Raw genomic sequence first — 19,459 nt, 5'->3', positions numbered from 1 at the left:
GCAGTTCCGTTTCTTGTAACGCCTGCTCATGGGAGCCTTGACAGTTTGTTTCGCGGAATATATTTAACAGAAATGTTAATTAACAAAAATGCTAAATATCATGGACCGACTGATCGAGACTTTCGCAGCTTTATCTGACCCGACGCGGCTCGCCATCTTCATGCGGCTCGCGGAAGGGGAGGCCACGGTCAACGAGTTGGCCGAGCCGTTCGATATCAGCCTGCCGGCGATCTCGCGGCATCTGAAGGTGTTGGAGGCGGCGCAGCTCATCTCGCGGGGGCGGGAGGGGCAGCATCGTCCGTGCCGGATAGAAGCGGCGCCGCTCAGGGACATTGCCGACTGGGTGGCGAAGTACCGCCTGTTCTGGGACCAGAGCTTCGACAGGCTGGACGCCTATCTTTCTCAAGCCAAAGAGGCAGACGATGACAACGATAACCGCTGAAAAGAAGCCGCTCTACGAACTGCGGATTACCCGTGTGTTCGCGGCGGCGCGCGAGACCGTCTTCAAGGCGTGGACCGATCCGGCAAGGATGGCGCAGTGGGGCGGTCCGGCCGACTTCACGGTTCTTGGCGATCAGATGGATGTGCGGCCGGGCGGGCGTCATCGCGCCTGTCTGGTTGCGCCCAATGGCGACGAGCACTGGGTCAGCGGCGAGTATCTGGAGGTATCTCCGCCGGAGAGGCTCGTCTTCACCCATGCATGGGAACTCTCGGATGGGCAGCGCTCGCCGGAGACGGTGGTCACCGTCGAACTTACGGAAAAGGATGGCGGCACGCTGATGATGTTTCACCAGGCATTCTTCGAGAGCCCAGCCGGGCGCGATGGTCATGAAAGCGGCTGGAGCGAGGCGTTCGAGCGGCTCGCCACGTTGCTCAGTACGGGCAGGGATGCGGACCCGTCATGACCGCCATGAAGCTCTACTATTGCGAGACACTCAATCCGAGAAAGGCATGTGCGGCGGCGCGTTATCTTGATGCCAACGTGGAATTCGTGCGCGTCGATCTGGCGACGGGCGAGCAGCGGACGCTCGGCTTTCTGGCGCTCAACCCCAATGGCAAGGTGCCGGTTCTGCAACACGGCGAGGGGGAAAGTCTATGGGAAGCCAACGCCATCATGTGTTTTCTGTCGGATGCTGTGGGCTCGGATTTCTGGCCGAGGGATGAGCGGCAGGCTGACGTCATACGGTGGCTCAGCTGGGATGCCAGCCATTTCACCCTGCACGGCGCGACACTGTGGTTCGAGAACGAAGTCAAGCCGCTGTTCGGGCAGGGGCCAGATCATGGTATTGTCGCGGAAGCCGAGCGGCAACTCCGGCAGTTTGCCGAGGTGCTGGACGACCATCTGTCACGCAGGACTTTTGTCGTGGCGGATCGCCTGTCTGTCGCCGATTTCGCGCTGGGCGCTGCCTTGCCCTACTGGCGGACGTCCCGATTGCCGCTTGATGGTTTCGAGCATATCGCCCGCTGGAATGACCGGCTGACGACGTTGCCGGCATGGCGCGAGCCGTTTCCGATCGTAGCTTGATACGGGGTTTCGAAGTTCTGCCTAGGGACATCGCGGGATGGGCAATAGCGTCTAACCGAGGGTTAACCCTCTCCGTTCACGGGAATTTCGGAGGATTAAAGTAGCGTCCGGCGAAACATCCAAGGGGATCGCCATGATCGAAGTTCCAGTCACGTCGCGCATCATCAAGTCGGTCTATTTCAGCCAGGAAGACGGGCAGCTGCGCATCTGCTTCAAGAATGGCGAGGAGCGGCGGTTCGAAGGCGTGGCGCAAGCCAAGGTCGCCGAGATGTGCTCGGCGGAGTCGCCCGGTCAGTATTATATCGAGCATATCCGCCGCCAGTTCCGGCGCATCGCTGCCTGAGGCGACGACGCTTCAGGTCGGATCGCGAACATTGCCGCCGCAGAGGATGGTCGCGACCTTCAGGCCGAACATATCCGCTTTCCGAAGCATGATCCCCGCAAGACCGGCGGCGCCGGCTTCCTCCACCACCAGGCCGTAGTGCCGCAGGCAGAATCGTCGCGCCGCCGCGATCGTTTCCTCGTCCACCTCCCAGACCTCGTCAACCGTCGTGTTCATGTTCTCCAGCGCGTAGGGCACGCATTCGCGAACCGCGATGCCATCGGCAGCGGTGGCAGCCGTTTCGGTGGACACCAGAGTGCCGCTCTCGAAGGAGCGCTTCATCGCGGGCGCGGCTGAAGCGACGACGCCGATCACCCGGCATTCCGGCGCGTGCGCCCTGATCCAGGTTCCGACGCCGGTCAGCAGCGCGCCATTGCCGAGCGGCACGACGATCGCATCCAGCCGGATATTTCTCTCCTCCAATTGCCCGGTGATTTCGTGTGCGATGGTTCCGGCGCCCTCGGCGATTTCCTTGAGCGCGCCGTCCTCGACGAAGGCATAGCCGTTGGCCTCGGCGAAGCTGCGGGCGACCGCCTTGGCTGCGTCGAAATCTTCTCCTTCCAGCCGCACCTCGGCGCCGAGCCTCCGCATCGCCTCTATCTTTCCCGGATTGGCGGTGGTGGCGGCGTAGATGATGACGGGGCGCCGGTGCTTGCGGCCGGCATAGGCGAGCCCTTGGCCGAAATTGCCGGCGGAGGCAGAGACGATGGGATCGGTGCTCGCGCGTTGGTTCTGTATCCACCAGTCGGTGCCGCGGCCCTTGAAGGAGCGGATCGGGTTTAGCGTCTCGACCTTGGCGAAAAGCCTGAGCCCCAAAGCGTCGTTGGCGCGCTGCTGCTCGATCAGTGGGCTGTTGGCGAAAAGCCTGTCGATGCTGCCGGAGGCAGTGGCGATGGCGGCGGCGGTAGGAAAGGATTGCTGTGTCATGGCCGACATCATGGCGGCGTCTTTGCGATTGAAGTTCCCGATTTTTGCGCCAGTATGGATAATTATCCCGACCACAGCCTATCAGCCGAGAAAATTCCATGTCAGTCGATAAACCCGACCGTGCCATCCTGCGCGAGATGCAACGCGATGCGACGCTGACGATCGCCGAGCTTGCCGATCGTGTCGGACTCTCTCCTTCGGCCACGCAACGTCGCCTGCAGAAACTGCGGGACGACAAGGTGATCCTTCGGGACGTTTCTGTCATCGATGGCAAGAAGGTCGGCTCCGGCGTCGCGATGCTGGTGGAGCTGGAGCTGGAGCGCGACCGTCCGGAACTCCTGCCGCCGCTTCTCCGCTGGATATCAGAGACACCGGAAGTCCAGCAGGCCTGGTGTGTTACAGGCAGGGGTGATTATACGCTGGTGGTCGTGGCCGGGTCTGTCGAGCATTTCGATGCCTTCGCCGACCGCATGATGGAACGCAATCCGAACATCCGCAAATTCACGACCAGTGTCGTCCTGAAGACGCTGAAACAGACGCTCGCCGTCCACCTGGACCCACCGGCGGGCGAGCGTTAGAGGATCGCCACCCGCGAGCCGAAGGGGGTCTCGTCGTCGAAGTTCTGGGTGCCGATACGCCGGCTCTCGCCAGACAGCGTCTGCTGGTCCGGTTCGCTCTCGGCCTCCTCCCAATCGGGGAGCGGCTCTCCCCATTGCCGGGCATGGGCCTGATCCTCGTCCGTCGCTGTCTCGCCCTCCGCCTGGCGGCGTTCCAGCTCCTCGCGGGCGGCGTTCTCAAGGTCCAGAAGATCGGCGTTGATCTGTGCCTGCCGCGCGGCGATCCAGGCGTTGTAGGCCTCTGAACCGATCGCGAGCGTGCTGCCGACATTCGTCGGGATCGAGGCTTCGCTGGGGGATACGCGTGTCACCGGGTCGACCATGGACTTCTCCTCATGGGGACCTGCCAGCCTATCCGGCGCCGGTTGACCTGATGTCAGCGGCATCTGGGCTGCTGGCTGCTTTCGCGATCGACCGGTCCAGATGCTGTCATCCGCCTCTGGCGCTGGCCGTGCTCATACCCCTACAAGATAGGGCGAACGGGGGTTTTGCGCAAGGAGAGTGGAGTCCGGCGCAGGAGTTGAGGGTTTCAAGCGCCGTCACTCGCCCCTGGTGCTATCGAATCTGTCATCCACCGGAACGCCCAGCGCTGTCGCCAGCGCATTGGTCTGGCTCGCCATGGCGATCACCGCCAGCAGTTCCGCATGCATCTGCGGCGTCATGCCCTTCGCCTTCGCCGAGGCCGTGTGAGAATGTACGCAATAGCCGCAGCCATTGGCCGTGGACACCGCGACGTAGATCAGTTCTTTGACCAGCGGATCGAGCGCGCCGGGGGCCATGACCTTCTGGATGTTCTCCCAGACGGCGCGAAGCTGCGCCGGATCGTGCGCCACAGCGCGCCAGAAATTGTTGACGTAGTCTGTGCCGCGTTTTTCGCGGATGTCGTTGAAGACGGCGAGCGCTTCCGCGCTCGCCTCCTCATCATCAAGGAGTGGAAGGACGGCCATCGTTCGGACCTCAGACCAGGGCCAGAACGCGGGCCGGGCCTCCGGTGCCACCCTTGTGCTTCGGCGCGCCGACGACGATGGTCGCGCCCTTGACCGGCAGTTCCTCCAGGTTGTTGAGGCATTCGATGCCGTAACGGCCGGCCGGAAGCCAGCTGTTGTGCACGGCGAAGTCGGCCGAATTGCCGGGGTCGAGCGACAGCGTATCGACGCCGATGGCGGCAACATCCAGCGTCGCAAGCAGATCGGTCGCCGATTTGCCGAAGCCGGGGAAGGCAAACTTTCCTTCGCCGTCGTTGCGGAACGAGGGGTCCGTTACCTTCTTCGCCCAGCCCGAGCGCAAGGCGACGACGGCGCCGGCGGGGATCTCGCCATTGGCACTGACCCAGGCTTCGACATCGGCGGCCTCCACGGTGGCGTTGGCCTCTTCCTTGGCACGGTCGGTGATGTCGATGATGGCGAGCGGCGCAACGAGCTTTTCCGGCTCGATCTGGTCGACGCTGGTGCCGTCGGCGCTGAAATGGAACGGCGCATCGATATGGGTGCCAGTATGCTCGAAGATGGTCAGCTTGTGCAACTGGTAGCCATTGCCGGCGTACTCCACCGCCCATTCGTATTCAATGCCCGGCTTGCCGTCGAAGGTCGGGAAGGAACCGTCATAGGCATGGGTGAGGTCGACGACCTTGCCCGGGTTCGCCTGCGCCAGCACCGGCGTCGCCGTTCCGCCTGCCACGACCGCAGCACTGGCGACCGCCATTCCCTTGAACAGGGAGCGGCGCGACAGCATGTTCCGTTTCACGTTCTCGATTACGCAGTGATTGCACATCGGTTCACCCTCTTGGTTTTGATTTTTACGCGAAGAGAGTACCGAATGTGGCCACGTCGGCAAGGGGTATGCAGTGCCGGCGTGCGCCCCGCCTCAGTCCACGATCTCGACGCTGAAGCCGAACCGCATCTCCTCGCCCGGCGCCAGCGCCACGGTATAGGGTCGCTCCACCAATTCGGCGGTGCCATCGGCATGCGCCGCCATGCCGTGCCAGGGCTCGATGCAGATGAAGGGGGCGCCGGGCTTCTGCCACAGCGCGAGGTTGGGCAAGTTGTCGAAGCGGAAGCGCAGGGCAGGGCCGCCATCCGCGCCGTAGCTCAGGCCCGCGCCGGCGCCTTCGGGAAAGATCATCGCATCCGCCTCGAACAGTGACGCGTCGAGCACAAGCTTCCCCTGCTTGAACGGCGACGGGCGGCGATCGGGTGAAACGAGACCGTTCTCCAGCCGAATGAGGTCGGGTTCGGCGCTATTGTCGAGCGCGACCGCGTGCGCCTTACCCGCTGCTCCCGGAAGCGGCCAGAGGAAGGCAGGGTGGAAGCCGAGTCCGAACGGCATGGCCGAGGCGCCGGTGTTCCTGACCGTTGCGGTTACGCTGAGGGTCTTGGCCGCGACGCGATGTTCGAGTTCCAGCAGGAAATCGAACGGATAGACCGCCCGCGTCTCGTTGGTCGCGGTCAATTGATGGCGGCAGAAGTCTTCGCCACTGTTGACCACGACGAATTCGCTGCGGCGGGCAAAGCCGTGCTGCTTCATCGGATAGGGCTTGCCCGCAATCAGCAGCGTATCATCGGGCGCCTTCCCGACGATCGGAAACAGGATCGGCGAGCGCCCGGACCACCATGTCGCTTCGCCTTTCCACAGCCAGTCGCGGCCATCGGCGGACTTCAGCGACTGCATCTCCGCCCCCAGCGAGGCGACCTCGACGGTAAGGCTATCGTTCGCGATGCGGATCGTGTCGGTCATGGTCGTCTCCTTCGGCCCTTGTCTTGCGTCGCACCATAAACGTTCGAGAGGGGATTTTCGCCAGGCGGGAAATGAAATTCCGCAACCTCTTGTTCACAGGTCAGACGTTGGCAGTTTGATCTCCTTCAGCACATCGATAAAGGCGCGGAGCGCCGGCGGCACTCTGCGGTGGCCGGGATAATATAGATAGAGGCCGGGGAAGGGCGGGCACCAATCGAGCAGGACCGGTGTCAGCCGGCCGTCCGCGAGCGCCTCGCGGGCGGACTGCTCGGAGACATAGGCGATGCCGAGGCCGGCGATTGCGGCGTCGGTCATCAACGCCTGGTCGTCGAGCGTCAGCCGGCCCGGCACGTCGACCGCCAATTCCTGGCCGTGCCGCTCGAACTCCCAGCGATAGAGCTTGCCGCTCGGCATGCGGTGGCGGATGCAGTCGTGGGCGGCGAGGTCTTCAGGTGTCGCGGGCGTGCTGGCGCGGGCGAGATAGTCCGGCGAGGCAACGCAGATGAACCGCGCCTCGGGTCCGAACCGAATGGCGACCATGTCGCGCGGTACGGTCTCGCCGAGCCTGACGCCCGCATCGAATCCGCCTTCGACAATATCCACCAGCCGCCCTTCGCTGACGATATCGACGGAGACCTGCGGGTGGCGTTTCAGGACTTCCGGCACGACATGGCGCACGAGCAGGCCCACCACGCCGGCGGCGGCGTTGATACGGACGGTGCCGGCCGGTGTCGAGCGATAAGGGTCGACCTCGTCCAGCGCCGAGGCGAGGTCGATCAGCACCGGCGAGAGGCGTGCCAGCAGGCGTTCGCCGGCTTCGGTGACGGCGACGCTGCGCGTGGTGCGGTTCAGGAGTCGTACACCCAAGTCTGTTTCAAGTGACCGCATCGTGTGGCTGAGCGTGGAGGGCGAAACGCCCATCTCGTCGGCGGCCTTGCGGAAGCTGCGATGCGTGGCAACGGCCACGAAGACCTTGAGGTCGCTGAGGGATGGCTCTGTCATTGCTGGTGATTATTCAGCAAGTCATGCGATATTCAAGGGATAATTGCAACAAAGAGCAGCTGCTATCTATCTGGTCAGGACGTCGACACAAGGAGATGAACGTCATGAAGACCTGGATGATCACCGGCGCCAATTCCGGATTTGGCCGTATCCTCACCGAAAAGCTTCTGGAGCGCGGCGACCGCGTGGCGGCGACTGTGCGCCGACCCGAAACGCTTGCCGATCTTTCCGCCGCTCATGGCGACCGGCTTCTCATCGTCACGCTCGACCTGCGCGACGGCGCGGCGATCGAGGCCGCCGTGTCGAAGAGCTTCGACGCTTTCGGCCGTGTCGATTTTGCGGTCAGCAATGCGGGTTACGGCGTTTTCGGTGCGGCCGAGGAGGCATCGGATGTCGAGATGAAAGAGATCATCGACACAAATCTGATCGGCTCTATCCGGTTGATCAAGGCGCTGCTGCCGCGGCTCAGGGCGCAGGGCGGCGGGCGCATTCTGCAGGTCGCATCCGAGGGTGGCCAGATCGCCTATCCGGGCTTCAGCCTCTACCACGCCACCAAATGGGGCATAGAGGGGTTCGTCGAAAGCGTGGCGCAGGAGGTGAGGGGATTCGGCATTCAGTTCACGATCGTCGAGCCTGGCGCAACGCGCACCAACTTCGGCGCCGGTATTGTGATGTCCGAACCAATGGACGCCTATGACGGCACGCCGCCCCGCGCACTCATCGCGGCCGCCCAGAGCGGTGACTGGGTGATCGCCGGCGACCCGGTCCGCATGGTCGACGCGATCATCGCCTCGACGGAACGCGAGGACGCGCCGCTTCGGCTTACGCTTGGCGTCGACGCCTACCATCATGTGCGGGATGGATTGACGGCGCGGCTCGCGGCGCTGGAGGCGCAAAAGGACATCGCGCTTGCGTCTGATTACACGGCGGACGAACTGGCGCGCCTCTAGGATGCGGCCGGGCATCCCATGGAAATGAAGAAGCGGCCATTTCCGGCCGCTTCCTTAGTTGGCACGATGTTCGTCGGTCTCAGTCGACCGAGACGGTCTTGCCGTCTTCCCACTTGTAGACGGCGAAGCTCTGCGAGGTGAGGTCGCCGGTTTCGCCGTAGGTCACGGCGCCGATCGCGGTCGGGATGGCTTCGCCCGACTTCAGCGCTGCGGCAACGGCTTCGGCATCCTCGGCGGAGCCAGCCTTGGCAATGCCGGCGGCGATCACTTCGACGGCGGCATAGGCGTTCAGCGTGAAGGCCTCGGCCGGAATGCCCTTGGCGGTCAGCGCGTCGGCTGCGGCCTTGCTGTCGGCGCTCTTAAGGGCGTCCGCGGCATTGGTGTAGATCGTGCCATTGGCGGCATCGCCGCCGGTGGTGACGTATTCGCTGTTCGACAGGCCGTCGCCGGCGATCAGCTGCACGCTCATTCCAGCATCCTTCATCTGGCGGGCCAGCAGGCCGGCTTCGGGATGATAGCCGCCGAAATAGAGAACTTCTACGCCTTCCGACTTCAGGCGGGTGACGAGCGCTCCGAAGTCCTTGTCTCCGGCGTTGAGCGCGTCGTTGAACACTTCCGTGACGCCACCTGCGTTCAGCGATACCTTGAAGGCATCGGCGAGGCCCTTGCCGTACTGACCCTTGTCGTTGAGAATCGCGACCTTCTTGTCCTTGTAGGTGTCGAGCACGTATTTCGCGGCAACCTCACCCTGCTGGTCGTCGCGACCGCAGGTACGGAATACGGTCGAGAAGCCCTGGGCGGTCAGTTCCGGCGAGGTGGCTGTCGGGGTGACCATCAGCACGCCGTTTTCGGCGAAGACGGCGGACGCCGGGACCGATACGCCCGAGGTCACCGGGCCGACGACGAAGCGGATGCCTTCGCCAACCAGCTGGTTGGCGGCCGATACGCCCTGCTTCGGCTCGCCGGCATCGTCGGTGACCTTCAGCACGAGCTGCTCGCCGTTGACGCCGCCCTTCTTGTTGATTTCCTCGATGGCCGTCTCGGTGCCGTTCTTGATCTGCGCGCCGATGGCGGCGAGCGGTCCGGTGAGCGGCGCGACCATACCGATGGTGATGTCGGCATAAGCGGCGGGTGTGGCGGCGAAAAGCGCGACAGCGGCCGCGCCGGCGAGAAGGTGAAATTTCATGTCCGTCTCCTTGGGTCGGCGCGACCGATCTCTGCCGGTTCTGGCGCCATTTGGGTTATTTTGTTGCTCCCCATCATTGCTTTAGACAAAAACGAAGCATGAAAAAAGGCCGCTGGAGAGCGGCCTTCTGTCTCGGGACGGCGATGTCCTCAGATATTCGCCATCAGCACCTTGCGGAGCTTGTCGAAGAGTTCGTCGATCTGCTCGGTGGTGATGATCAGCGGCGGCGAGAGCGCGATGATGTCGCCGGTTGTGCGGATCAAGAGGCCGGATTCATAGGCCTTCAGGAAGGCGTTGAAAGCGCGCTTGGTCGGTTCGCCGTCGATCGGTTTCAGCTCGATCGCACCGATCAGGCCGAGGTTCCTGATGTCGATGACATTCGGGCAGTCCCGCAGCGAATGCAGCTTCTCTTCCCAGTACGGCGCGATGTCGGCGGCGCGGGTCAGCAGGCCCTCTTCCTTGTAGGTGTCGAGCGTGCCGAGTGCGGCGGCCGAGGCGATCGGGTTGCCGGAATAGGTATAGCCGTGGAAGAACTCGATCATGTGTTCCGGGCCGGTCATGAAGGCGTCGTGGATTTCGGCTGTCACGAAGACCGCGCCCATCGGGATGACGCCGTTGGTCAGGCCCTTGGCGGTCGTGATGATGTCGGGCTTGACGTCGAAATACTGGGCCGCGAAGGGCGCGCCGAGACGGCCGAAGCCGGTGATGACCTCGTCGAAGATCAGCAGGATGCCGTGCTTGGTGCAGAGTTCGCGCAGGCGCTGCAGATAGCCTTTCGGCGGGATCAGCACGCCGGTGGAGCCGGCAACGGGTTCGACGATGACGGCGGCGATGGTCGAGGCGTCATGCAGGGTGACGATGCGCTCCAGTTCGTCGGCGAGATCGCCGCCATGCTCGGGCATGCCCTTGGAGAACGCGTTCTTGCCCGGCTGGTGGGTGTGCGGCATGTGGTCGACGCCGGTCAAAAGCGTACCGAACATCTTGCGGTTGGAGACGATGCCGCCGACCGAGATGCCGCCGAAGTTGACGCCGTGATAGCCGCGCTCGCGGCCGATGAGGCGGGTGCGTGAGCCCTGGCCCTTCACGCGCTGGTAGGCGAGCGCCACCTTGAGCGCCGTCTCGACCGATTCCGAGCCGGAATTGGTGTAGAGCACATGCGCCATGTTGTCGGGGGCGAGGTCGATCAGGCGGTTCGCCAGCTCGAAGGCCTTCGGATGGCCGAGCTGGAAGGCCGGCGCGTAGTCGAGTTCGCCAGCCTGCTCGCGGATCGCCTCGGTGATCATGGGGCGGCAGTGGCCGGCGTTCACGCACCAGAGGCCGGCGGTGCCGTCGAGCACCTGACGGCCGTCATGGGTGGTGTAATGCATATCCTTGGCGCCGACGAAAAGGCGCGGCTCCTTCTTGAACTGCCGGTTCGCGGTGAACGGCATCCAGAAGGCGCGCAGGTCGTTGGGCGTGGACGTAAGACGGTTGGACATCGAAATCTCTCCAGGCCATTTGCGTGACGGGCGGCCGAACCCCGGTTGTTGGCGGCAAATCATGCCTGATATTTTGAGCGCTTGCTCAAATTATCAGGGCGCTTGGGGCCGTCAAGGCGGCATCAGCAAACGTCATGGATTGCCTGTCTGGCGGTGATGATCATGCGCCGGCAACTCGTACCGGTCGAGTCCAAAAAGGGTAACCGTGGTGCCCTGTCATCGGCCCTTCTTGGAGGAGGCGTACGCCTTGGGGCGCACGTGCATTCCCTCATTCATTCCTTGATATCAGTCAATTTTCGGAGGCATCATGTCAGACCGCCAGAAGACGCGCGCGCGTCCCAATCCGCGCCGCCAGATTGCAGAAAGCTACTGTTCCATCCTCAACGAGGGCATCCGCCGCCGTTCCGTGCTCAAGGGCCTCGTCGCCGGCCTCGGCGGTGTCGCGCTTGCACCGCTGCTCTCCTCGCAGCCGGCTGCCGCGGCGGCTGCGGGTTCGCTGTCCTTCAAGGAATTGGAGCGCGTGCGTGACGATCGCGATCACTGGCCGGAGGGCTACGACCGGCAGGTGCTGATCCGCTGGGGCGACGCGCTCTTCCCCGACAGCCCGGCCTTCGATCTCGCCACCCTCGACGGCAAGGCGGCCGAGCGCCAGTTCGGCTACAACAACGACTTCACCTATTTCATGCCGCTGCCGCATGGTGCTGCGACGGCCGACAACGGCCTGATGATCGTCAGCCATGAATATGCCTCGCCCTTCCTGATGTTTCCCGGCCTCACCGATGAGGACTACCGCGACACGCTGACGGACGACCAAATCCGCGCCATCATGGCGAGCGTCGGCCTCAGCATTTTCGAGGTCCGCCGCACCGACGGCAAATGGGCCGTGGTGCTCGACAGTTCCTACAACCGCCGCATCCACATGGGCACCGACATGGCGATCTCGGGACCGGCGGCCGGCGATGACCGGCTGAAGACCAAGGCCGATCCGACAGGCCGGGCCGTGTTCGGCACCATCTCCAACTGCAATGGCGGGATCACCCCCTGGGGCACGATGCTGTCGGGCGAAGAGGGTGCGATGGACGTCTTCGCCGGCGACTACACCGTCCTGCCGAACCAGGAACTGGTTGAGCGACAGGGCTGGGACGAGGAGGACAACGACATTTATGCCGCCGGCCGCCTGGAATCGCGGCTGCGCTTCGAGGACGAGCCGAACGAGTGGATGCGGTTCGACTGGGTGGTCGAGATCGATCCGCTCGATCCATCGGCAAAGCCGGTCAAACGCACGGCGCTCGGACGCTTCACCCATGAGGGCGCGCAATGCGCCGTAGCCCCGGATGGACGCGTCGTCGTGTTCATGGGCGACGACGACGACTTCGAATATCTCTACCGCTTCGTCACCCGCGATCCGTGGAACCCGACCGACCGCGCAGCCAACCGCGACCTGCTGGATGAGGGCACGTTGTCGGTGGCGAAATTCGAGAGCGATGGCACGATGCGCTGGCTGCCGCTCATCGCCGGCGAAGGGCCGCTGACGGCCGAGGCGGGCTTTGCAAGCCAGGCCGACGTGGTGCTCAACACGCGCGCGGCTGCCGACCTCTTGGGTGCGACGCCGATGGATGCGCCGGAGGGGTTCGTCGTGCATCCGCAGACGGGCAAGCTCTATGTGGCGATGACCGAGAACGAGGACCGGCTGGCGGCCGGCGAGGGCGATGAAGCTGAGCAGGTTAATGCCGCCAATCCGCGCGGGCCGAACCCGCACGGCCACCTCCTCGAACTGGTGCCGCCGGATGTAGGCGACAAACCCGACTATGCCGCCGAGACCTTCCGCTGGGACGTCTTCGTGCTCTGCGGCGATCCCGCGGTGGCGGAGGACGGCGCGATGTTCCACGCATCGACGACCGCCAACGGCTGGTTCACCGATCCCGACAATCTGGCGGTCGACCCGGCCGGGCGCCTTTGGGTCGCGACCGACGGTCCGCCGCCGGAAGGCATTGCCGATGCGCTCTACGTGATGGAGACGGAGGGCGAGGGGCGGGCACTGCCGAAGCTCTTCTACATCCCGCCGGTCGGGTCCGAATGCTGCTCGCCGACCTTTACGCCCGACGGCACGTCGGTGTTCATCTCGATCCAGCATCCCGGTGAGCTGCGGATGGATGACAACGAGGATGCCACGTCGATCGCCGACATCGGCACGCTCTGGCCGGACTTTGCCGACGGTATGCCGGCCCGGCCCTCGCTCATCGTTCTCAGCCGCAACGACCAGGCCGTCGTCGGCAGTTGAGCTTCGGCAACGAAAAAGCCGGCGGATCGAGGATCCGCCGGCCAGTCTCTCTTGCATATAACGTCATCCAAAAAGCCGCGACACCATTGGCCTGGTAGTCTTGGACCGCTCTTCCGCCTGCTGTCTGCCTTTATGGCAGCGCTATCATCAGGCGGCGGAACGGCTGGCCTCTGTCTGGCAATAAATGTCTTCCAGCGTCTCAAGAACCTTGATGACGGACTCCGAATTGCTGGAATAATAAATTGTCTGCGCGTCGCGACGCGTCTTGACGAGTTTCTGGGCCCTGAGCTTCGACAGGTGCTGGGAGAGCGCCGACTGGCTGAGGCCGACCTGCTGTGCGAGAACGCCGACCGGCACCTCGCCCTTGACCAGGCTGCACAGGATCATAAGCCGCTTGGGGTTTGCCATCGCCGAAAGAAGGCCGGCAGCGGCTGCCGACTGTTCGGTCAAAGTCTTGGTGTTCATAAGCTCATTCTTCCCTAAAAACCGGTTGCCCACGCGGGCGAACCGCTTGCAATCAGCGTAGTACGAATGCCCGAAAGTGTACCAAGCGGCTAAAAATTGTATATGCCTAAATTTAAGGTATCGGGTATGCTGATTTAGATAAGTCTAATTTAATGTCCCTAAGGTTGTGGCAGGGGGCGCTAAACTCCCACCGGAGGGCAAAATCCCCGGAAATCAGGTCGATTCCGGCCATATCAAGGCCGCAGACCTGCCATTTCAGCGCGTTGTCGCCACCAAGGTGCCCTGCCAGTACTGCCGGGAGATCGGGTAGGTCCCCCATTAATTCTTGCAGTGTCTCGGCCTCCCCACCGGCAAATTCCGCCTGTCCAAAGTTTGCAATGATCAAGTCGTCGGCGGGCAAAATGTATGCACGGCCAAAGCCGCCGTTCAGACTTGCGCCCTGCGGGACCAACCGGAAGAAGCGAAAGTCTGGGAAGTCGATGTAGAGCTTCGACTTGGGGTGGCGGGCAAGAAAGCGGGCGCGAAGACGTGCGTGTACGTCGCTGTCACGGTCCACCGGTTCGGCAAGGCACTGGACGGTCAGTCTGGGATAGGCGAGGGGATCACCCTTGCCGGGTTCTCCGGCCAGCAGCGAGCAGCGGCTGTCGGCTGAGAGCGCGCGTGTGTGGGCCGACAGGTTCGATACGAGAATGACCGGCACGCCGTCGCTGTCTGTTGCGACCAGCACGCGGCTGACGGAGGGAAAATGCGTTTCCGGATCGACGACTGCGAGCGCCACGTAACGCGCCGCCCGCACCAATGTTCGCGCCAGGCGCCTCGCGTCCTCGTCCGTTTCGCGAATCACGGAAGGTTTGTCAGCCATCATCCTGTTCCCGGCCACCCGGCACAGAAGTGCGCGGAACCGGTCTCAGACCGGTTCCTTGCGCCTGTGCCGCGTCAGCCCTGCTATCACTTCATTGGCGCTGATCGTGCCGATGATCGATCCGTTGTCAACAACGCCGATCGTGCCGGGTTGCCGCGCCAGCACGTCGAGGATGTCGACCAGCGGTGTTTGCGGTTTCGCGGTGCCGCTGACGGCGCCCTGGGTGGCGGCGCCCGGTGTCATCACGTCGCTCGCGGTCAGCATGTTGATCGGGTTCATGTTCTGCACGAAGTCGGCGACATACTGGTTGATCGGGTTGCTGACGATCTCCTGCGGTGTGCCGCACTGGATGATGCGGCCGCCTTCCATGATGGCGATGCGGTTGCCGATCCGGAAGGCCTCGTCCAGATCGTGGCTGACGAAGAGGATCGTCTTCTTCAGGCGCGACTGGAATTCCAGAAGCTCGTCCTGGAGGCGCGTGCGGATCAGCGGGTCGAGGGCCGAGAACGGTTCGTCCATCAAAAGGATCGGCGCGCCGGTGGCGAAGGCGCGGGCGAGCCCGACGCGCTGCTGCATGCCGCCCGACAGTTCGTTGACCTTGCGGTCGGCCCATTGCGAGAGGTTCACCAGATGAAGCTGCTCGTCGACCGTCTTCCGGCGCTCCGCCTCGCGAACACCCGCCAGTTCCAAGCCAAAACCGACGTTTTCGGCAACCGTCCGCCAGGGCAGGAGACCGAACTGCTGGAAGACCATCGAGACGGTGTGCATGCGCAGGTCGCGCAGCTTGGCAGCGGAGCATGTGTAGGGATCGACATGTCCGCCCGTCGTCCTGACGGTGACATTGCCGCGAACGACGGGCGCAAGACCGTTCACAGCGCGCAGCAGCGTCGACTTGCCGGAACCCGAGAGGCCCATCAGCACGAGGATTTCCCCTTCGTGCACCGTCAGGGAGGCGCCGGCAACGCCGAGCACCAGTCCCGTCTCGGCACCGATCTCGTCGCGGGTGCGCCCTTGGTCGATCAGTTCGATTGCTTTTTGCGGATTGTCGCCGAATACGATGTCGACGTTGGAGAAAATGACGGCTTCGGTCATGTGTCTTCTCCGGGAATGCGGAAGATCCGGTCGAGGATGATGGCGAGAATGACGATGCAGAGACCTGCCTCGAATCCCCGGGCGATGTTGACGGTGTTCAGCGCGCGGACGACCGGAACGCCGAGACCGCTGGCGCCGACGAGCGCGGCGATCACGACCATCGACAGCGACAGCATGATGGTCTGGGTGAGGCCGGCCATGATCTGCGGCGTCGCAAAGGGCAGTTCCACCTTGCGCAGCACCTGCGTGGGCGTGGCACCGAACGCCACAGCGGCTTCGACCAGCGACGGCGGGGTGGAGATGATGCCGAGACGGGTCAGGCGGATCGGCGCGGGGATCGCGAAGATCACGGTGGCGATCAGGCCAGGCACCATGCCGAGGCCGAAAAGGATCAGCGCCGGGATCAGGTAGACGAAGGTCGGGATGGTCTGCATTAGGTCGAGCACGGGCCGAACGCCGGCATAGAGCCAGGGTCGGCGCGCGCAGGCAATGCCGATCGGCACACCGACGACCATCGACACACCTGTGGCTGCCAGTACCAGCGCCAGCGTTTCCATCGTCTCCTTCCAGTAGCCCTGATTATAGATCAGGAGCAGGCCGATCAGCGTGAACAGCGTCACGCCGAGCGAACGGCGTACCAGCCAGGCGATGGCCGTGAAGATGGCGATCATCAGAAGCGGATAGAGCGCCTCGAGCGGGCTGCCCTTGAGATACGGCGCCTGCAGAACGAAGAGCATCGCGTCGATCGACGCGTCGAGAATGGTCGCGATGAAATCGAAGAAAATTTTGAGATTTGTGGTCAGCCAGTCGACCAAAAGTTTCGACGTCGCCCCGATCGGGATCTTGTAGTCGGTGAGAAAATTCATGCGTGTCCCCGAAATTGGCGCAGAGCAAATGGCTCAGCACCCGCGCGGGAGGACGATCCTTCCGCGCGGGGCCATTTCGTTCGCTCGATCAGAGGCCGAGCGCCGACTTGACGGCTGCGAGGCCTTCGGCGCCGTCCTTGGTCGTCACGCCTGCAAGCCAGGGTTCAACGGCCGACGGGTTGGCCTTCAGCCACTCGGTGGCAGCAGCTTCGGCATCCTCACCGTCGTTCAGGATCTTGCCCATGATCTCGTTTTCCATGGCCAGCGAGAACTTAAGGTTGGTCACGAACTTGCCGACATTCGGGCATTCGGTGGTGTAGCCGGCACGGGTGTTGGTGTAGATCGTCGCGCCACCGAAGTCGGGGCCGAAGACGTCATCGCCGCCAGACAGGTAGGTCAGCTTGAAGTTGGCGTTCATCGGATGCGGTTCCCAGCCGAGGAAAACGATCGGCGTGCCATCCTGTTCGGCGCGGGCGACCTGCGCGAGCATGCCCTGCTCGGAGGATTCGACCACTTCGAAGCTGCCGAGCTCGAACTTGTTGCCGTCGATCATGTCGATGATCAGGCGGTTGCCGTCATTGCCCGGCTCGATGCCGTAGATCTTGCCTTCCAGCGCATCGGCATGCTTGGCGATGTCGGCGAAGTCCTTGATGCCGAGTTCGGCGCCCTTGGCATTGGTGGCGAGCGTGTACTTGGCGCCCTCGAGGTTCGGACCGAAGGTCTCGACCGACTTTTCCTCGCGATAGGGCGCGATATCTGCTTCCATGGTCGGCATCCAGTTGCCGAGGAAGACATCGATGTCCTTGTTCTTCAGCGACGAGTAGGTCACCGGAACGGAGAGCACGGTGGTGGTCGGCTCGTAACCGAGAGCCTTCAGAATCACCGAGGCCGTCGCGGTGGTCGCGGTGATGTCGGTCCAGCCGACGTCGGAGAAGCGGACGGTCGAGCAGCTTTCAGCCTCCGCAGCCCAGACGGGCGCGGCGGACAGCATCAGTGTCGAGGCCAGGGCTGCAAGCGATAGTCGACGGAAAGAGGCATTGGTCATTGAGAGGGCTCCCTTGTTTTTGCTGTTCCCAAGTCAACACCTATAGACAAGATTTGCAAGCGCGACAGGCGCAAATGCGGCGAAATTGCGGTGCGGTTTGCGACGCTTCAGCGGCATTCCCCGCCGCTTTCCGGGCGGAAATCACCAGAGTTGATCATGATCAAGGTCGGGGCCGAGGCTGTCTGCTAGACCGCGTCAAGTCGTCCAATGGAGCCCGATCCTGAATTCCTCCAGAGTGGCGTCGTAACGCCCTCCAATCGGGAGGGATGCAATCGTGTGAGGAAAACGCATGAAACTGCACTGTCTCATTCTCGCCGCGTCGCTGATCCTGCCGGCGGGCGTGGCTCTTGCCGATGGCGACGCGGTCGCCGGAGCGGCCGTCTTCAAGAAGAACTGCATGGCCTGCCATACCGCAACCGAGGCCAAGAACAAGGTCGGCCCGAGCCTCATGGGTGTCGTCGACCGTCCGGTCGCCAGTGTCGAGGGCTTCAAATATTCCAAGGCAATGACGGAGTTCGGCGCGGACGGCAAGGTCTGGAGCGCGGAGGAGCTGGCGCTCTACCTGCCGAAGCCGCGGGATCTGGTCAAGGGAACCACGATGTCCTTTGCCGGGCTGAAGAAGCCCGAAGATATCGCGAACATCATCGCCTATCTCAAGGATCCAGCTGCCGCTGGCCAGTAAGGGTTCCTTTCGCTTCCCGACACGGCAACGGTGGTATCCCGGTGCCGTGTTTTCGCGTGTACCACCTTGTGCGATGGCGCTGCCCTCCATATCTGCAATGTGATCCTCCGCTTTGGCGAGGCGCGGCGCTGTTCAAAGTGCCGAATTGGGATAAGGTCGCCGTGGATTTTCAAATCCTGCGGTTGCGGACAGGGTTCAGGGAGACGAGCGCATGGCTTCACTACAGTCCTTCGACAGCGAAATCGAGAAAACCCGCGGCATCGTCGACGATATGAAGACGAAGCTGGCCCAGTCCGGCCAGGTGCTCGACCAGTTCGCCAAGGCCGACACCAAGCTCGGCGACACGAATTTCGACATCGAGAATGCCCGTATCCAGGATGTGCTTAACCAGCAGAAGGTGATGGAGGCGAACATCGCCGACCTCATCATCGGCCTGGAGGACGCCACCAACGTGTTCGGCTCCGAGTTCGAGAGCATGAAGACCTATTCCGGCTATGAGAAGTTCATCGGCATCTTCTCCAAGCAGCGGGCGCAGCGCATGCGCACCGAGCGCGTCCGCAACATGTCGCTTGCCGGCAACCTGCAGGAACTGCTCGCCAAGTCCGACACGATCGTCGGTATTCTCAAGGATCAGCGTGCCGTTCTCGACCAGCGCTACAAGACCTCCGAAGCGAGCCTGATCCAGGTGATCGAGCGTCGCAAGGGTACGATCGCGAGCCTCGAGGCGACGCAGAAGAAGATCGAGACGCTCAATCCGCAACTGCTCGACATCGAAAACAAGATCGCTGCGTCCACCGACCAGTCGGAGCGCACCGAGCTCGAAGCCCAGCGCTCGAAACTCGCGACCGACTACAACGAGGCGCAGGCCAAGGAGCAGGAGCTTCTCGCCGAGAGCCAGACGCTGGAACGCTACACCTCGATGTTCCAGACCTTTGTCGATTCGCTCAACAACCAGATCGCCGCGCAGAACACGCTGATCAACAAGCTGACGATCGATACCGAACAGCGCATCGTGCTCTACAAGGCGCTTGAGGATTCGTTGAAGACCGCCGCCCAGCAGGAGGTCGCGCACCGGATCAACACGCTCGGCAGCCAGGTGGATACGGCGGCGGAAGAAACCATGGCGGGCATCGGTGCCGCCGCGCAGCGCCATATCGGCGACCTCTTGGAACTGCACGAGAAGAACATGCTCTCGACGCAGGACATCCAGCGCCGCAAGAAGCTCGCCGACGACGCGTTTGCCCGCCGCTTCCAGACGGTCATCGACAAGCACAATTCGGCGAACTACGTGAAGACGTGATGGGCTCGCGGTTGTCAATCGCTGAGGTGGAAGCCAGCCCCTCATCCGGCTGCCGCCACCTTCTCC

Annotated in this window: 22 protein-coding genes; 9 read left to right on the top strand and 13 right to left on the bottom strand. The window is 63.0% G+C overall.

The annotated features are described in order from the left end of the window. The first annotated feature begins 100 nt into the window (after positions 1-100). From J5J10_RS03155 to J5J10_RS03140, 4 genes are all read left to right on the top strand, one after another. Positions 101-442, top strand: coding sequence for a metalloregulator ArsR/SmtB family transcription factor (locus tag J5J10_RS03155; protein ID WP_211928803.1), 342 nt, complete (start codon positions 101-103; stop codon positions 440-442). Beyond that, positions 423-905, top strand: a complete 483-nt coding sequence (locus J5J10_RS03150; protein WP_211928802.1) for an SRPBCC domain-containing protein — start codon at positions 423-425, stop codon at positions 903-905. The genes J5J10_RS03155 and J5J10_RS03150 overlap by 20 nt, the downstream gene beginning before the upstream one ends. A gap of 5 nt (positions 906-910) precedes the next feature. Further along, positions 911-1,525 (top strand): glutathione S-transferase family protein, encoded by a 615-nt coding sequence (locus J5J10_RS03145; RefSeq protein ID WP_211931118.1) that lies wholly within the window; start codon positions 911-913, stop codon positions 1,523-1,525. A gap of 133 nt (positions 1,526-1,658) precedes the next feature. Beyond that, positions 1,659-1,868, top strand: a complete 210-nt coding sequence (locus J5J10_RS03140) for a KTSC domain-containing protein (RefSeq protein ID WP_208551941.1) — start codon at positions 1,659-1,661, stop codon at positions 1,866-1,868. 12 nt (positions 1,869-1,880) lie between these two features. Here the strand turns inward: J5J10_RS03140 and J5J10_RS03135 are convergent, their stop codons facing one another. After that, on the bottom strand, positions 1,881-2,834 hold the full coding sequence (locus J5J10_RS03135; protein WP_211928801.1) for a pyridoxal-phosphate dependent enzyme: 954 nt from the start codon (positions 2,832-2,834) through the stop codon (positions 1,881-1,883). 98 nt (positions 2,835-2,932) lie between these two features. On the opposite strand from J5J10_RS03135, the gene J5J10_RS03130 reads away from it, so the two are divergent. Further along, the gene (locus J5J10_RS03130; RefSeq protein ID WP_208551936.1) at positions 2,933-3,412 is read left to right on the top strand and encodes an Lrp/AsnC family transcriptional regulator; all 480 of its coding nucleotides are present in this window, start codon (positions 2,933-2,935) and stop codon (positions 3,410-3,412) included. Here the strand turns inward: J5J10_RS03130 and J5J10_RS03125 are convergent. The 5 genes from J5J10_RS03125 to J5J10_RS03105 form a co-directional block, all read right to left on the bottom strand. Further along, positions 3,409-3,774, bottom strand: coding sequence for a hypothetical protein (locus tag J5J10_RS03125; RefSeq protein ID WP_211928800.1), 366 nt, complete (start codon positions 3,772-3,774; stop codon positions 3,409-3,411). The two genes, J5J10_RS03130 and J5J10_RS03125, sit on opposite strands and share 4 nt — an antisense overlap. A 216-nt stretch (positions 3,775-3,990) precedes the next feature. Further along, positions 3,991-4,398, bottom strand: coding sequence for a carboxymuconolactone decarboxylase family protein (locus J5J10_RS03120; RefSeq protein ID WP_211928799.1), 408 nt, complete (start codon positions 4,396-4,398; stop codon positions 3,991-3,993). 10 nt (positions 4,399-4,408) lie between these two features. Next, complete coding sequence (locus tag J5J10_RS03115) at positions 4,409-5,221, bottom strand: cyclase family protein (RefSeq protein WP_211928798.1); 813 nt, start codon at positions 5,219-5,221, stop codon at positions 4,409-4,411. Positions 5,222-5,314: 93 nt separating this feature from the next. Continuing rightward, entirely contained in the window at positions 5,315-6,184 is an 870-nt protein-coding gene (locus J5J10_RS03110) for an aldose 1-epimerase family protein (protein ID WP_211928797.1), read from the bottom strand. A 93-nt stretch (positions 6,185-6,277) separates the two neighbouring features. Further along, positions 6,278-7,186, bottom strand: a complete 909-nt coding sequence (locus tag J5J10_RS03105) for a LysR family transcriptional regulator (protein WP_211928796.1) — start codon at positions 7,184-7,186, stop codon at positions 6,278-6,280. Between the two features lie 95 nt (positions 7,187-7,281). Here J5J10_RS03105 and J5J10_RS03100 point away from each other — a divergent pair, with 95 nt between their 5' ends. Further along, entirely contained in the window at positions 7,282-8,136 is an 855-nt protein-coding gene (locus J5J10_RS03100; RefSeq protein WP_211928795.1) for an SDR family oxidoreductase, read from the top strand. A 79-nt stretch (positions 8,137-8,215) separates the two neighbouring features. On the opposite strand, the gene J5J10_RS03095 is transcribed toward J5J10_RS03100, so the two are convergent. Continuing rightward, a complete protein-coding gene (locus tag J5J10_RS03095; RefSeq protein ID WP_211928794.1) occupies positions 8,216-9,322 on the bottom strand; it encodes a branched-chain amino acid ABC transporter substrate-binding protein in 1,107 nt (368 codons plus the stop codon). Between the two features lie 149 nt (positions 9,323-9,471). Further along, positions 9,472-10,800 (bottom strand): aspartate aminotransferase family protein, encoded by a 1,329-nt coding sequence (locus J5J10_RS03090; protein ID WP_211928793.1) that lies wholly within the window; start codon positions 10,798-10,800, stop codon positions 9,472-9,474. Between the two features lie 307 nt (positions 10,801-11,107). Here J5J10_RS03090 and J5J10_RS03085 point away from each other — a divergent pair, with 307 nt between their 5' ends. Next, positions 11,108-13,081, top strand: a complete 1,974-nt coding sequence (locus J5J10_RS03085; protein WP_211928792.1) for a PhoX family phosphatase — start codon at positions 11,108-11,110, stop codon at positions 13,079-13,081. Positions 13,082-13,228: 147 nt separating this feature from the next. Here the strand turns inward: J5J10_RS03085 and J5J10_RS03080 are convergent, their stop codons facing one another. The 5 genes from J5J10_RS03080 to J5J10_RS03060 all read right to left on the bottom strand — a co-directional run bounded on the left by J5J10_RS03080 (position 13,229) and on the right by J5J10_RS03060 (position 17,411). Then, a complete protein-coding gene (locus tag J5J10_RS03080; protein ID WP_208551902.1) occupies positions 13,229-13,546 on the bottom strand; it encodes a metalloregulator ArsR/SmtB family transcription factor in 318 nt (105 codons plus the stop codon). 112 nt (positions 13,547-13,658) lie between these two features. After that, positions 13,659-14,408 carry a pyridoxamine 5'-phosphate oxidase family protein gene (locus J5J10_RS03075; protein ID WP_211928791.1) on the bottom strand — a complete coding sequence of 250 codons (750 nt, stop codon included), beginning with the start codon at positions 14,406-14,408 and terminating at the stop codon, positions 13,659-13,661. A 45-nt stretch (positions 14,409-14,453) separates the two neighbouring features. Beyond that, positions 14,454-15,500: a choline ABC transporter ATP-binding protein gene (gene choV, locus J5J10_RS03070; protein ID WP_208551899.1), complete on the bottom strand. Its 1,047-nt coding sequence runs from the start codon at positions 15,498-15,500 to the stop codon at positions 14,454-14,456. Continuing rightward, positions 15,497-16,366: a choline ABC transporter permease subunit gene (choW, locus tag J5J10_RS03065; RefSeq protein WP_208551894.1), complete on the bottom strand. Its 870-nt coding sequence runs from the start codon at positions 16,364-16,366 to the stop codon at positions 15,497-15,499. The genes choV and choW overlap by 4 nt, the downstream gene beginning before the upstream one ends. Positions 16,367-16,454: 88 nt before the next feature. Beyond that, on the bottom strand, positions 16,455-17,411 hold the full coding sequence (locus tag J5J10_RS03060) for a choline ABC transporter substrate-binding protein (RefSeq protein WP_211928790.1): 957 nt from the start codon (positions 17,409-17,411) through the stop codon (positions 16,455-16,457). Positions 17,412-17,700: 289 nt separating this feature from the next. On the opposite strand from J5J10_RS03060, the gene J5J10_RS03055 reads away from it, so the two are divergent. After that, positions 17,701-18,093, top strand: a complete 393-nt coding sequence (locus tag J5J10_RS03055; RefSeq protein WP_211928789.1) for a c-type cytochrome — start codon at positions 17,701-17,703, stop codon at positions 18,091-18,093. A gap of 211 nt (positions 18,094-18,304) precedes the next feature. After that, entirely contained in the window at positions 18,305-19,393 is a 1,089-nt protein-coding gene (locus J5J10_RS03050; protein WP_208551885.1) for a hypothetical protein, read from the top strand. The last annotated feature ends 66 nt before the right edge of the window (positions 19,394-19,459 follow it).

This window comes from Ciceribacter sp. L1K23 (genome assembly GCF_018122705.1).
Taxonomy (GTDB): Bacteria; Pseudomonadota; Alphaproteobacteria; order Rhizobiales; family Rhizobiaceae; genus Allorhizobium.
Note: the sequence above shows the minus strand (reverse complement) of the source record. Positions and strands in the feature narration are given on the sequence as shown.